General features: G+C 71.2%; 13 protein-coding genes. 1 reads left to right on the top strand and 12 read right to left on the bottom strand.

Features of this window, described 5'->3' with window-relative positions:
- Positions 1-140 precede the first annotated feature (140 nt).
- Positions 141-2,618 (top strand): glycoside hydrolase family 3 C-terminal domain-containing protein, encoded by a 2,478-nt coding sequence (locus tag J0911_RS03995; protein ID WP_307864900.1) that lies wholly within the window; start codon positions 141-143, stop codon positions 2,616-2,618.
- A 63-nt stretch (positions 2,619-2,681) separates the two neighbouring features.
- On the opposite strand, the gene J0911_RS03990 is transcribed toward J0911_RS03995, so the two are convergent.
- The 12 genes from J0911_RS03990 to atpB all read right to left on the bottom strand — a co-directional run bounded on the left by J0911_RS03990 (position 2,682) and on the right by atpB (position 13,185).
- On the bottom strand, positions 2,682-3,299 hold the full coding sequence (locus J0911_RS03990; protein ID WP_242636264.1) for a ribonuclease FAU-1 family protein: 618 nt from the start codon (positions 3,297-3,299) through the stop codon (positions 2,682-2,684).
- A gap of 67 nt (positions 3,300-3,366) precedes the next feature.
- Positions 3,367-4,620 carry an N-acetylglucosamine-6-phosphate deacetylase gene (locus J0911_RS03985; protein WP_207274170.1) on the bottom strand — a complete coding sequence of 418 codons (1,254 nt, stop codon included), beginning with the start codon at positions 4,618-4,620 and terminating at the stop codon, positions 3,367-3,369.
- 178 nt (positions 4,621-4,798) lie between these two features.
- Entirely contained in the window at positions 4,799-5,494 is a 696-nt protein-coding gene (gene nucS / locus J0911_RS03980; RefSeq protein WP_207274169.1) for an endonuclease NucS, read from the bottom strand.
- Positions 5,495-5,608: 114 nt separating this feature from the next.
- The gene (locus J0911_RS03975) at positions 5,609-6,019 is read right to left on the bottom strand and encodes a DUF2550 domain-containing protein (protein WP_207274168.1); all 411 of its coding nucleotides are present in this window, start codon (positions 6,017-6,019) and stop codon (positions 5,609-5,611) included.
- Between the two features lie 12 nt (positions 6,020-6,031).
- Positions 6,032-6,292, bottom strand: coding sequence for a F0F1 ATP synthase subunit epsilon (locus J0911_RS03970; RefSeq protein ID WP_192861440.1), 261 nt, complete (start codon positions 6,290-6,292; stop codon positions 6,032-6,034).
- An 81-nt stretch (positions 6,293-6,373) separates the two neighbouring features.
- Positions 6,374-7,855 (bottom strand): F0F1 ATP synthase subunit beta, encoded by a 1,482-nt coding sequence (atpD, locus tag J0911_RS03965; RefSeq protein WP_207274167.1) that lies wholly within the window; start codon positions 7,853-7,855, stop codon positions 6,374-6,376.
- Between the two features lie 49 nt (positions 7,856-7,904).
- Entirely contained in the window at positions 7,905-8,807 is a 903-nt protein-coding gene (locus tag J0911_RS03960) for a F0F1 ATP synthase subunit gamma (protein WP_207274166.1), read from the bottom strand.
- Positions 8,808-8,810: 3 nt separating this feature from the next.
- Positions 8,811-10,436: a F0F1 ATP synthase subunit alpha gene (gene atpA / locus J0911_RS03955; protein WP_207274165.1), complete on the bottom strand. Its 1,626-nt coding sequence runs from the start codon at positions 10,434-10,436 to the stop codon at positions 8,811-8,813.
- A gap of 146 nt (positions 10,437-10,582) precedes the next feature.
- A complete protein-coding gene (locus J0911_RS03950) occupies positions 10,583-11,395 on the bottom strand; it encodes a F0F1 ATP synthase subunit delta (protein ID WP_207274164.1) in 813 nt (270 codons plus the stop codon).
- On the bottom strand, positions 11,395-12,000 hold the full coding sequence (locus tag J0911_RS03945; RefSeq protein WP_207274163.1) for a F0F1 ATP synthase subunit B: 606 nt from the start codon (positions 11,998-12,000) through the stop codon (positions 11,395-11,397). The genes J0911_RS03950 and J0911_RS03945 overlap by 1 nt, the downstream gene beginning before the upstream one ends.
- Positions 12,000-12,236 carry an ATP synthase F0 subunit C gene (locus J0911_RS03940; protein WP_207274162.1) on the bottom strand — a complete coding sequence of 79 codons (237 nt, stop codon included), beginning with the start codon at positions 12,234-12,236 and terminating at the stop codon, positions 12,000-12,002. The genes J0911_RS03945 and J0911_RS03940 overlap by 1 nt, the downstream gene beginning before the upstream one ends.
- Before the next feature lie 142 nt (positions 12,237-12,378).
- Positions 12,379-13,185, bottom strand: coding sequence for a F0F1 ATP synthase subunit A (gene atpB / locus J0911_RS03935; RefSeq protein WP_207274161.1), 807 nt, complete (start codon positions 13,183-13,185; stop codon positions 12,379-12,381).
- Positions 13,186-13,245: the final 60 nt, after the last annotated feature.

Here is a 13,245-nt window from a genome sequence, read left to right as displayed (position 1 = left end):
GGGCAACCGCTTCCCGAGCTACCTTCGTCGAAGCGCTTCAACAAGTCGTTATGCCGACGATAGAGCAGAAAGGCGTGACATATCAATGCTTGCGGGTATCCTCGCCGTTGAACCGATTCGAGCGGAAGGAGCACGACGTCGTGCCTACCTCGCCCCTGTTCCGTGACCCCAGGTCCCCCCTTTCCGAACGTGCCCGCGACCTGCTCGGCCGGCTGACGCCCGAGGAGCGCCTCGCGCTGCTGCACCAGCACCAGGCCCCCGTGGACCGGCTCGGCATCGCCGCGTTCCACACCGGTAACGAGGCTCTGCACGGGGTGGCCTGGCTCGGTACCGCGACCGTGTTCCCCCAACCCGTCGGCCTGGGTGCCGCCTGGGACACCGGGCTGCTCCGGCGCATCGGAGACGTCGTGTCGACCGAGGTACGGGCGAAGCACGCCGGCGACCCGGCGGTCGGCCTCAACGTCTGGGCCCCCGTGGTGAACCCGCTGCGGCACCCTGCCTGGGGACGCGGGGAGGAGGGCTACGGCGAGGAGCCGTGGCTGGTCGCGGAGCTGGCCACGTCGTACTGCGCGGGCCTGCGCGGCGACGACGCACGGACGTGGAAGACGGTGCCCACGCTCAAGCACTTCCTGGGCTACGGGAACGAGACGGACCGTGCGGCGACGTCGTCGAACCTCGACCCCCGCAGCCTGCACGAGTACGAGCTCCCCTGCTACCTCGGGCCGGTCCGGGCCGGGGTGGCCGGCGCCGTGATGCCGTCCTACAACCGGGTGAACGGCGTGCCGGCCCACGTCGCCGGGGACCTCATCGCGCGGTTGCGGGAGGCGGCGCCGGGATCGCTCGCCGTCGTGTCCGACGCCGGGGCACCGACCTTCCTCGTGACCGTGCAGCGAGCCTTCACCGACCATGCCGCGGGACACGCCGCGATGGTCCGGGCAGGCGTGGACTCGTTCACGGACAACGACCGGGACGCCTCCGTCACGCTGGAACGACTCCGTACGGCACTGGACGAGGGCCTGCTGACGTGGGACGACGTCGATGCCGCGGCGCTGCGGCTGCTCGAGCTGCGCATCCGGACCGGAGAGTTCGACGACCCGGAGCTCTCGGGCGCCGACCCGTACGGGGCGATCCCCGCGGAGGCGATCGACCTGCCGGAACACCGCGCACTCGCCCGCGAGGCGGCCGGGCGGTCCGTGGTGGTGCTGCGCAACGACCACCTGCTCCCCCTGGCGATCTCCCCGGCCGCCACGGCCGAGCCGCGGATCGCGGTCGTCGGCCCGCACGCGGACCAGGTGCTCACCGACTGGTACTCCGGGACGCCCCCGTACGCGGTGACGCCGGCCGACGCCGTACGCGAGCGCTGGCCCGGTGCACGGGTGGACGTGGTCACCGGCGCGGACCGCGTCGCCCTGCGCGCGCTCGGCCCCGACGCGTGGGTCTCGGTCGACGGCGACGGGACGGTGACCGCGCGGGCCTCCGAGGCGACCTACGACACCTGGTTCGACGTCATCGACTGGGGTGAGGGTCTGCTGACGCTCCGCGCGGTCGCGTCCGGCGGGCTGCTGACCGGCGCCCGATGGATCCTGACCGCCGACGCGGAACGCGTGGGCGGCTGGGTGGTGCAGGAATCGTTCCGGCGGCTGGACGTCGGCGGTGCCTGGGCGTTGCAGCACGTGGGCAGCGGGCGGTGGCTGCGGGTGCAGCGCGACCTCGGCGCGCTCGTCGCCGACGCCACGCGGCCCGAGGACGCCACGCCTTTCGCGTGGGAAACGCTCTACTCCGGGGCCGATGACGTCGCACGGGCGGCGAACGGGGCGGACGCCGTGCTGGTCGCCGTGGGGAACGACCCGCACCTGCTGGGGCGGGAGACGGAGGACCGCCCGTCGCTGGCACCTCCCGAGCCGATGCGCCGGATCTGGCGTGCCGCGCGGGACACGAACGCGGCCTCCGTCCTGGTGCTGGTGTCGTCGTACCCGTACGTGCTGGACGAGGCGTACGACGACGCGCGGGCGGTGGTGTGGACGTGCCACGCCGGCCAGGAGCTGGGGCACGGCCTGGTGGACGTGCTCTCCGGCGACCGGGAACCGTCCGGGCGGCTCGCGCAGACATGGCCCGCGACAGAGGAGCAGGCGGGTGACCTGTTCGACTACGACGTGCGGGCCCAGGCACAGACGTACCGCTGGCTGGACGGCGAGCCGGCGTTCTGGTTCGGGCACGGTCTGGGGTACGCCGACGTGGCGTACGTGGGGCTCGCCGTGAACGCGTTCCCGGGTCCTGACGGCGGAGGTGGGGACGCGGACGTCGAGCCGCTCTCGGCAACCGTCACGGTGCGCAACAGCGCGGACCGTGCGGCCGAGGAACTGGTTCAGGTGTACTCGCTGGGCCTTCCGGGGGCACGGATCCAGACCCCGCGGCGGATGCTCCTGGGCCATGAGCGGGTGCGGCTCGCCCCCGGCGAGACCCGCGACGTCACCGTGTCGCTGCACGTGGGGCGGCTCGCGGTCTGGGACGAGGCGGAGGAGCGCCTCCTCGTCCAGCCCGGGGACTACGAGCTGGCGGCAGGGCCGTCGGCGGGCGTCCCGGCGCTCCGCGGCACCCTCACGCTTCCGGCGGCCTGACCGGGCGCCGCCCGGCGGGCCGGGTCCGGGGACGCGATCCGGCGGGCCGGGTCCGGGGACGCGTCAGCGGGCCTCGAACGGGACCGTGGTCCAGTCCGCGGGGAGGGCACGCGGCGCCCATGACGGGTCCGGTGTCCACTCCGCCCAGGACTTGTCCCACCAGTGGTCGCCGGCGTCCAGCCGGGCGGCGATGCGCGCCGCCTCCGCGCGGATCGCGGGCATCCGGCCGGGATAGCGGGCCGGGCCCGTCTCCTCGAAGTCGTCGACGTCCTTGAACTCGTAGGTCTCCGCGTCGGCCGCCCACCAGACGTCGAGCTCGTGGTCGAGGGTGTCGAAGCCGATCGACGTGCGCCGCGGGGCGTCCTCCAGGTTGAAGTACCAGCCCTGGAACTCTCGTTCGGCGCCCGCCCAGAACAGGAAGAGCGAGTGCTCGACTCCGGTCCAGTGCAGTTCGAGGCGGCCGTGCCCGCGCCAGGACGTACCTCCGGCGAGCATCCACGGATGCCGCCCGACGGGGAACGTCCCGGACTCCGGGTACCCGAACGGCGAGCCGCCCGGGGTGTACGTGACCAGCAGGTCACCGTCGTCCTGCACGCAGATCTGCGGGATCGCGATCCACGGCTCGCCGCGCATGATCTCGCGGCGCACCACGGTGCTGCCCGGCTCGAAACGTGAGGTCATGTCCCGCACGGTAACAGTGAGATGTCGACACCGGGACGGCCCGGCCGAAGGGGTGGCCGAGCCCGTCCTACCGCTGGACCTCCACGCCGCCGCGCAGGACACGTCGTGGCCGCAGTTCCTCGTCGGCGACCAGGGCGTCCGCGCGCAGTCCCCGGGCGAGCGTCCCGATCCGGCGGTCGAGCCCGAGGACGCGAGCCGGTACCACCGACGCCGAGCGCACCGCTTCGAGGAGCGGGACCCCCGCGGCGACGGTGTGCCGGACGACGTCCACGAGGTGAGCCGTACCGCCGGCGATGGCGCCGCCGTCCGGCGCCGCGGGGTCGGCGAGCCGGGCGACGCCGTCCCGCACGGTGACCGACATCGGGCCGAGCTCGTAGGAGCCGTCCGCCATCCCGGCCGCCGCCATCGCGTCGGTGACGAGGACCACCTGGTCCGCGCCGACCGTCCCGAACACCGTCCGCACCGTCGCGGGGTCGAGGTGGACGCCGTCCGCGATGAGTTCGACCACGAGGTCACCACGGGCCGCCGCCGCGAGGCAGGCCGCGATCGGGCCCGGGGCCCGGTGGTGCAGCGGGCGCATGCCGTTGAACAGGTGGGTGGCCGTCATCTCACGGTGGCCGACCGTGCCGGCCACCTCCGCGGCCAGCCGCAGGCCGGCGGTGACCTGGGAGATCAGGGCCTCCGCGGCCTCGGTCGTCCCGTCCGTGTGCCCGAGCGACGGAATGGCACCGGCCTCGATGAGTGCCGTCGCGGCCCCACCGGGGCCGGCGACCCCGGGGACCTCCGGCGCCACCGTCATCGTCGCCAGGTGCCCGCGCGCGGCCTTCGCGAGGTCGCGGACCCACGCGGCGTCTCCGTCGCGCAGCCGAGCCGGGTCGTGCGCGCCGCGCCGTTCGTGCGACAGGAACGGCCCCTCGGCGTGGATGCCGGCGATCTCACCGGTGTCGGCGAGGTCGGCGAGCATGGCCGCCCGCCGCGCCAAGGTGTCCGGGTCGGCGGTCACCAGGGAGGCGAGCATCGTCGTCGTACCGTGCCGCCGGTGTTCGAGGACCGCCCGCATCGCCTCGTCGACGCTGGTCGCGTCGGGGAACCCCACTCCTCCCCCGCCGTGGTTGTGCAGGTCGACGAGCCCGGGCAGAACGTAGTCGTACGACGGCGGCACCTGGCCGAGCTGCGCGTCGAAGCCCGCGTCGCGCGCCTCGGCGGCCGAGCCGACGAACGCCAGCCGGTCTCCCCGCGCGATGACGACGCCGTCGTCGATCATCGTGTCGGGCAGGAGCACTCGTCCTCGCAGGACGACCATGGACATGTTCTCCGCCATGGGCCCATCCTGCCGTAGGAGCGGCCGCCGCCCGCAAGTCACCGTCGATCCGCACCCCCACCCTGCGGTTCCTTGCGCTCGGGACCACCGTCGCGGAAGGCCGCGCAAGGGCGGCGCGGGCGGCGCGCCGGGTGCGCCGCCAGGCCGAGCGCACCGGTCGGAGTGCGGCCCCTCACCGTCAGAAGAGGCGCGACTCCAGGTCGTCGACGCCACGCATGGCGTCGTAGTCCAGGGTCAGGCACTCCATGCCACGGTCCACCGCGAGGACGCGCGCCTGCGGCTTGATCTCCTGGGCCGCGAACACGCCGCGGACCGGGGCGAGCAAGGGATCGCGGTTCAGCAGCTCCAGATAGCGCGTGAGCTGCTCGACACCGTCGATCTCGCCGCGGCGCTTGATCTCGACCGCCACCGTGGCGCCTCGGGGGTCGCGGGCCAGGATGTCGACGGGCCCGATCGCCGTCATGTACTCGCGCCGGATGAGGGTGCTGCCCTCACCGAGCAGGCCGATCTGCTCCGCGAGCAGCTCCTGCAGATGCGCCTCGACGCCGTCCTTCACCAGCCCGGGGTCGACACCGAGGTCGTGGGCGGAGTCGTGGTGCACGGTGTGCAGGTCGATCTCCAGGCGGTCGTCGGACTTCTTGTGCTGGACGGTCCAGACCTGCTCGACGCCGCGCTCCGCCGCCTCCGCGCCCGGTACGGCCTCCGTCAGCGTGCACGGCGGGCTCATCCAGTTCAGCGGCTTGTAGGAGCCGCCGTCGGAGTGCAGCAGCACGCTCCCGTCCGCCTTGACGACGATCAGCCGCGTCGCGAGGGGCAGATGAGCGGTGAGCCGTCCGGTGTACCGGGCGGAACAGTCGGCGACGACGAGACGCAAGGATTCTCCTCGGAGGGATCGGTGGCGGACGGGCGGATCCGTGCCGTGGCGCGAGACCGCCGAGGCAGCGGGTTCCAGGGGGAAGCTACTACCTCGGCGGATACGGAGCGAGTGTTACAGGACCAGGTCGCGGCGGCCCGGCGGGGCGGCCTCGAGCCAGGAGGCGAGGCCGAAGTAGTCGCCCGAGTCCAGGTCCAGCTCGAAGTCCTGGCCGTCGTAGCGGCACCGGACCAGGTAGTGCTGGGGCCCGTCGTCGTCGAACTCCTCCCGGCCGACCAGCTCGAGCCGCTCGCGGTACCAGGTACGGGCCGGCCGGGGCGAGAGCGACCAGCAGCGCCACCACTCGATACGGCCGACCGCGTACTGTGCGATCCCGGCGGTCCAGGATTCCTGTCCCGCCGCGCGCGCGTTGCAGGAGAAGGACCCGACCCGGCGGGAGAGGGTGTGCAGGCGGGACGCGCCCACGCCGAGGACCAGTGCGATCGCGGCTACGATCGCCAGCGCGATCCAGACGACGCCCGGCACGGACCCCCTCCCTCAGACCTGCTCGATCTCGTCGACGACGATCGTGACCAGGTTCTCGTCCACGGAGACGAACCCGCCGTCGACCTGGGCCTCGACCGCCACGCCGTCGTCCGTGCGTACCGTGACCTTACCCGGCCGCAGCACCGCGAGCAGCGGCTGGTGGTCCGCCAGGATGCCGATCTCGCCCTCCACCGACGGCGCGACGACCGTCCTGGCCGTGCCGGACCAGACCTTGCGGTCCGTGGCCACGAGGTCCACGTTCAGCTCAGCCACTCAGGGCCTCCCTCTCGAATAGTACGGGCGGGACGTCGCCGGGCCGGTGTCCGGCCGGCGACGTCCCTGGGGCACGGTGCCTCAGGCGCCGTACTCCTTCTGGATCCTTGCCCACTCGCGCTCGAGGTCCTCGAGGCCACCGATGTTGTAGAAGGCCTGCTCGGCGATGTGGTCGAACTCGCCGGCCGCGATCTTCTTGAACGCCTCGATGGTCTCGCTCAGCGGCACGGTCGAGCCGACCACACCGGTGAACTTCTCGGCCATGTAGGTGTTCTGCGAGAGGAACTGCTGGATGCGGCGCGCACGCGCCACCAGCGTCTTGTCCTCCTCGGAGAGCTCGTCGACACCGAGGATCGCGATGATGTCCTGCAGCTCCTTGTTGCGCTGCAGGATCGACTTCACCTCGGTGGCGACCTCGTAGTGCTCCTGGCCCACGTAGCGCGGGTCCAGGATGCGCGAGGTCGACGCGAGCGGGTCGATCGCCGGGTACAGACCCTTCGACGCGATCTCTCGGGAGAGCTCGGTCGTCGCGTCCAGGTGGGCGAACGTGGTGGCCGGCGCCGGGTCGGTGTAGTCGTCCGCAGGCACGTAGATCGCCTGCAGGGACGTGATGGAGTGGCCGCGCGTCGAGGTGATGCGCTCCTGCAGGAGGCCCATCTCGTCGGCGAGGTTCGGCTGGTAGCCCACGGCGGACGGCATGCGGCCGAGCAGCGTGGAGACCTCGGAACCCGCCTGCGTGAAGCGGAAGATGTTGTCGATGAAGAGCAGCACGTCCTGCTTCTGCACGTCGCGGAAGTACTCCGCCATCGTCAGCGCCGAGAGGGCCACGCGCAGACGCGTGCCCGGCGGCTCGTCCATCTGGCCGAAGACGAGGGCCGTCTTGTCGAAGACGCCGGCCTCGTCCATCTCGTGGATCAGGTCGTTGCCCTCACGCGTGCGCTCGCCGACGCCGGCGAACACCGACACACCGCCGTGGTCCTGCGCCACACGCTGGATCATCTCCTGGATGAGGACCGTCTTGCCGACGCCCGCACCGCCGAAGAGGCCGATCTTCCCACCCTGCACGTACGGGGTGAGGAGGTCGATCGACTTGATGCCCGTCTCGAACATCTGCGTCTTGGACTCGAGCTGGTCGAAGGCCGGGGCCGTACGGTGGATCGGCCAGCGCTCGGTCACCTCGAACTTCTCGCCCTCGGCGAGGTTGAGCACCTCGCCGGTGACGTTGAAGACCTTGCCCTTGGTGATGTCACCGACGGGCACGCTGATCGGCGCGCCCGTGTCGGTCACGGTGGCGCCTCGCACGAGTCCGTCGGTCGGCTTCAGCGCGATGGCGCGCACGAGCGAGTCACCGAGGTGCTGGGCGACCTCGAGCGTGAGCGTGAAGGTTCCCTCGCTCTCGCCCTGGGTCGACAGGTCGATCTCGGTGGTGAGGGCGTTGTAGATGTCGGGGATCGCGTCCTCGGGGAACTCGATGTCCACGACAGGGCCGGTCACCCGAGCGACCCGGCCGGTGCCGGCGCCGCTGGTGTGATCGACCGTGGCTTCCACGGTGGTGGCGGTCATTGCTTGCCTCGCTTCGGTGGGCCGGAGGGTCCTCCGGCGGGGGTCAGGTTCAGGCGGATGCCAGGGCGTCGGCACCCGAGACGATCTCGCTGATCTCCTGGGTGATGTCGGCCTGCCGCGCCTGGTTCGCCAGACGCGTGTACGTACGGATGAGGTCTTCCGCGTTGTCGGTCGCCGTGTGCATGGCACGCTGACGCGCCGCCAGCTCGGACGCCGCGGCGTCGAGCAGGACCGCGAAGATCCGGGACCGCACGTACCGCGGCAGCAGGGCGTCGAGCACTGCCTCGGGCGACGGCTCGAAGTCGTACAGCGGCATGGCCTCGCCCTCGCCGGGGACGGTGACGCCCTCGACGATCTCGAGCGGCAGCATCCGCACGACGCGCGGGCGCTGCGTCACCATGTTCACGAACTGCGTGGAGACCACGTGCAGCTCGTCGACGCCCCCCTCCTCGGGGGACGCGAGGAACGCGCCCAGGAGCGCGTCGGCGATCTCGTCGGAGACCTCCGCCGTCGGTGCGTCCGAACCGTAGGACCACTCGCCCACGAGGTCACGACCTCGGAACGAGTAGTAGGCGATGGCGCGGCGGCCCGCGGCGTACAGCCGGACCTCCTTGCCCTCGGCCTGCAGCTGGTCGATCAGGCGCTCCGTCTCCCGGATGATCGACGCCGAGTACGAACCCGCCATGCCGCGGTCCGACGCGACCACGAACACGGCGGCGCGGCCCGTGGGCTGCTTCCGCTCGGTCGTCAGCGGGTGGTCGATGCTCGCGTGCGCCGCCACCGCCGACACGGCGCGCGTGACGGCAGTGGCGTACGGGGCCGCGGCGGCGGTTCGTGCACGGGCCTTGCCGATGCGCGACGCCGCGATGAGCTCCTGCGCGCGGAACATCTTCTTCAGCGACTGTGTCGACTTGATCCGCGCCTTGTAGATGCGCTGAGAGCCTCCGGCCATGTCTCAGGCCTTCTTCGAGACGACGATCTGCTCCTGCTCGACGTCGACGGCCTCGCCGTCGCCGCCACCGACCAGGGCCGCACCGTCGCTCTTGACGAAGCCGGCGCGGAACTCGTCGACACCGGCCTGCAGCGCGGCCTCGGTGTCGTCGTCCCACTTGCCCGTCTCGGCGATCTTCTGCAGCACGTCGGACTTGCGTCGCAGGTGGTCGAGCATCTCGGCCTCGAAGCGCTTGATGTCCTCGACCGGGACGTCGTCCAGCTTGCCCTTGGTACCGGCCCACACGGAGGCGACCTGGTCCTCGACCGGGTACGGCGAGTACTGGGGCTGCTTGAGCAGCTCCATGAGGGCCGCACCACGGCGCAGCTGGCCTCGGGAGGCCGCGTCGAGGTCGGACGCGAACATCGCGAACGCCTCGAGCGAGCGGTACTGCGCCAGCTCCAGCTTCAACGTTCCGGAGACCTTCTTCATCGCCTTGACCTGGGCGTCACCGCCGACTCGGGAGACCGAGATACCGACGTCGACCGCCGGGCGCTGGTCGGCGTTGAACAGATCGGACTGCAGGAAGATCTGGCCGTCCGTGATGGAGATGACGTTGGTCGGGATGTAGGCCGAGACGTCGTTCGCCTTGGTCTCGATGATCGGCAGACCGGTCATCGAACCCGCGCCCAGGTCGTCGCTGAGCTTGGCGCAGCGCTCGAGCAGGCGGGAGTGCAGGTAGAAGACGTCACCCGGGTAGGCCTCGCGGCCCGGCGGGCGGCGCAGCAGCAGCGAGACGGCGCGGTAGGCCTCGGCCTGCTTCGACAGGTCGTCGAAGATGACCAGGACGTGCTTGCCGCCGTACATCCAGTGCTGCCCGATGGCCGAGCCGGTGTACGGGGCGAGGTACTTGAAGCCCGCCGGGTCGGACGCCGGGGCCGCGACGATGGTCGTGTACTCCAGCGCACCGGCCTCCTCGAGCGCGCCACGCACGGAGGCGATGGTCGAGCCCTTCTGGCCGACGGCGACGTAGATGCAGCGCACCTGCTTGGCGGGGTCGCCCGACTCCCAGTTGGCCTTCTGGTTGATGATCGTGTCGACGGCGATCGCCGTCTTGCCCGTCTGGCGGTCGCCGATGATCAGCTGCCGCTGGCCGCGGCCGATCGGGATCATCGAGTCGATCGCCTTGATGCCGGTCTGGAGCGGCTCGTGCACCGACTTGCGCTGCATGACGCCGGGCGCCTGCAGCTCGAGGGCACGACGAGTCTCCGTCTCGATCTCGCCGAGACCGTCGATGGGGTTGCCCAGCGGGTCCACGACGCGGCCGAGGTAGCCCTCGCCCACCGGCACCGAGAGGACCTCACCCGTGCGGCGGACCTCCTGGCCCTCCTCGATACCGGTGAACTCACCGAGGATGACCACACCGATCTCGCGGACTTCCAGGTTCAGCGCGAGGCCGAGCGTGCCGTCCTCGAAACGCAGCAGCTCGTTGGCCATCGCGCCGGGCAGACCCTCGACGCGGGCGATGCCGTCGGCGGCGAAGACGACGCGGCCCACCTCCTCGGCCGCCGCGGCGTCGGGCTCGTAGGACTTCACGAAGCTGTCCAGCGCGGCACGGATCTCGTCCGGCCGGATCGTCAGCTCAGCCATTGCTCTTCTCCTGTCGTGCCGCGGTCGGGCGCGGCGGAAGGGTTGTACTCACGTGATTCAGCTGTCCCGAATCTCGGCTTCGGTCTCGGTTCCGCTCGAGGCGGGCGGCTCGTACCGCGCCTCCCACCCTGCGCTGCACCTCCACCTCAACCGGCCAGGCGACGCTGCGCGTCGGCCAGGCGCGACAGGACCGTGGAGTCGACGACGTCCGCGCCGACCTGGATGCGCAGGCCACCGACGACCGCGGGGTCGACGGTGACGTTCAGCTGCACAGGACGCCCGTAGGACCGCTCGAGAATCGCCGCGAGCCGGTCCATCTGGGCCTGGGTCAGCACCGTCGCCGACGTCACCATGGCGACGAGACGACGACGGCGTTCCGCCGCGACCTCGCCGAACCAGGTGAGCGTGGGCACGAAGCGGCGACCGCGCGCGTGGACCGTGGCTCGCTGTGCGAGGGCCTGCGTCACCGGGTCGACCTTGCCGCCCAGCAGCGCGTCGACCAGTGCGCGCCGGCGTGCGGCGTCGGTGCTGGTGTCGGAGAGCGCCTGACGCGCCTCACGCTGCCCGACGAGCACCCGGGTCACCCGGAACAGCTCGTCCTCGACGGTCTCGAGCACACCACGCGACTCGGCGGCGGCCAGCGTGGCGTCGACCCCCAGCCGCTCGATGCCGTCCACCAGGTCGGCCTCGCTGGACCACCGGGACCGGACCATGCCGGAGAGCAGATCGATCACCCGGCCGTCGAACCGGCCCAGGAGCGCGGCCACCAGGCCGGCCTTGTCCTCACCTGCGCGAGACGGGTCGGAGAGCGAGCGGCGCAGCGCGCCCGACTCGTCCAGCGCCTCGACGACGGCGAACAACTGCTCGCCGAGCGTGAGGGCTTCCGCCCCCGCGGCGCGCAGGACCGGCTCGAACCGCTCCTGCGCGGCCGCCAGCGATGCTCCGCTCGTTCCCCGCATCACGCCTCCTTGGAGCTTCCGGCCGGCACGGCGCCGTTGGACGCCGCAGCGCCCTCGGACGCCTCGAGCTCGTCGAGGAAGCGGTCCACGACACGCGACTGGCGCGCCGAGTCCTCGAGCGACTCGCCGACGATCTTGGACGCGAGGTCCGTCGCCAGCGCACCGACCTCGGACCGCAGCGACACGGCAGCCGCCTGACGCTCGGCCTCGATCTGACGGTGCGCCGTCTCGGTGATCCGGGCCGCTTCCTCGTTCGCCTTGGCCTTGAGGTCCTTGATGATCGCGGACCCCTCGGCACGGGCCTCCTCGCGCACCTGCGCGGCCTCCGTACGGGCCTCGACGAGCAGGCGCTCCTGCTCCTCGAGCGCCTTGTCGGCCTGGGCCTGCGCCTCCTCGGCCTTCTTGATCCCGCCCTCGATCTGTGCGGCGCGCTCGTCGAGCACCTTGTTCATCGGGGGCAGCACGTACCTGTAGAACGCGACCGCGATGATGACCAGCACCACCGCCGACCAGAGCAGGTCGTAGCCGGCGGGCAGGAACAGGTCGATACCTTCCGGTTCTTCCGTCGCCGCCAGGATGGTGGCGGCGCTCGCGCGCGCCGCCATCACGCGGCCGGGAAGAGGAAGCCGGCGACGAGACCGAGCAGTGCGAGCACCTCGACGAACGCGACACCGAGGAACATGGTGGCGCGAAGCTGGCCGGCGACCTCGGGCTGACGGGCCATGCCCTCGATCGTCTTGCCGATGAGGATACCGAGACCGATACCCGGGCCGGTGGCGGCGAGACCGTAGCCGACCGCGTTCAGGTTACCGGTGACCTCGGCGAGATTGATGGCGTCCACTTGCGTCTTCCTTCCGTTGGGCGCCGCGACCGATCGGCCCGGCGTCACGTGGTTGCGAACGGACGCACTGCGCGCCCATCGCCATGGGTTCAGTTGAAGATTTCGGGTGTCGTTCGACGAACTGCTCGGGACGGGGCGACCGTCAGTGCTCCTCCTCGAGCGACATGTTGATGTACACCGCGGCCAGCAGGGCGAAGATGTACGCCTGCAGGAAGCCGACCAGCACCTCGAACAGCGTCACGAAGATGCCCGCGGGCAGCGTCAGCGCACCGAAGGCCATCAGCCCGGTGCCGGCGGAGTCGATCAGGAAGAACTGCGTCGCCGCGAAGCAGAGCACCAGCATGATGTGACCGGCGACCATGTTGGCCACGAGACGCACCATCAGGGAGCCCGGGCGGATGACGAGGATCTGCAGCAGCTCGATCGGCGTCAGGATGAAGTAGATCGGCCACGGCACCCCGGGCGGGAAGAGGTTCGCCTTGAGGTAGCCGCCCAGGCCGTGCTTCTGGATGCCGGCGTACCAGTAGGTGACGAACACCCAGAGCGCCAGGAGCAGCGGGACGCCGATCCGCGAGGTGGCCGCGAGGTTCAGGCCGGGGATGACACCGGTGAGGTTGAAGGCGAGGATCGTGAAGAAGATCGTGGTGAGCATGGGCACGTAGCGCTTGGCGCGCTCCTTGCCCATGATCTCCTCGACGATCTGCACCCGCACGAAGTCGAGCAGGTACTCGACGGCCGCCTGGAAGCGGCCGGGAACGACCTTCGCGCGACGAGCGGCGACGATGAAGACCGTCAGCAGGACGATCGTCGCGACCACGCGGATGATCCAGATGCGGTCGATCTGGAAGATGGTGTCGCCGAACGCGATGGCGGACGGGAAGAAGTCCGACAACGACGGCGTGTGGAAGCCGCCCGCGTCCTCGTGGCCTTCGGCGGCGGCAAGGATCATGGACGTCGCTAACGTGGACAGGAGGACTCCCAGGTGGTCATAGGCCCGGCACGCATTCAC

Origin of the sequence: Myceligenerans salitolerans, from assembly GCF_017349295.1 — a bacterium.
GTDB classification, from domain to species: Bacteria; Actinomycetota; Actinomycetes; order Actinomycetales; family Cellulomonadaceae; genus Myceligenerans; species Myceligenerans salitolerans.
The sequence above is the reverse complement of the archived record's forward strand: the minus strand, read 5'-3'. Positions and strand labels throughout refer to the sequence as shown.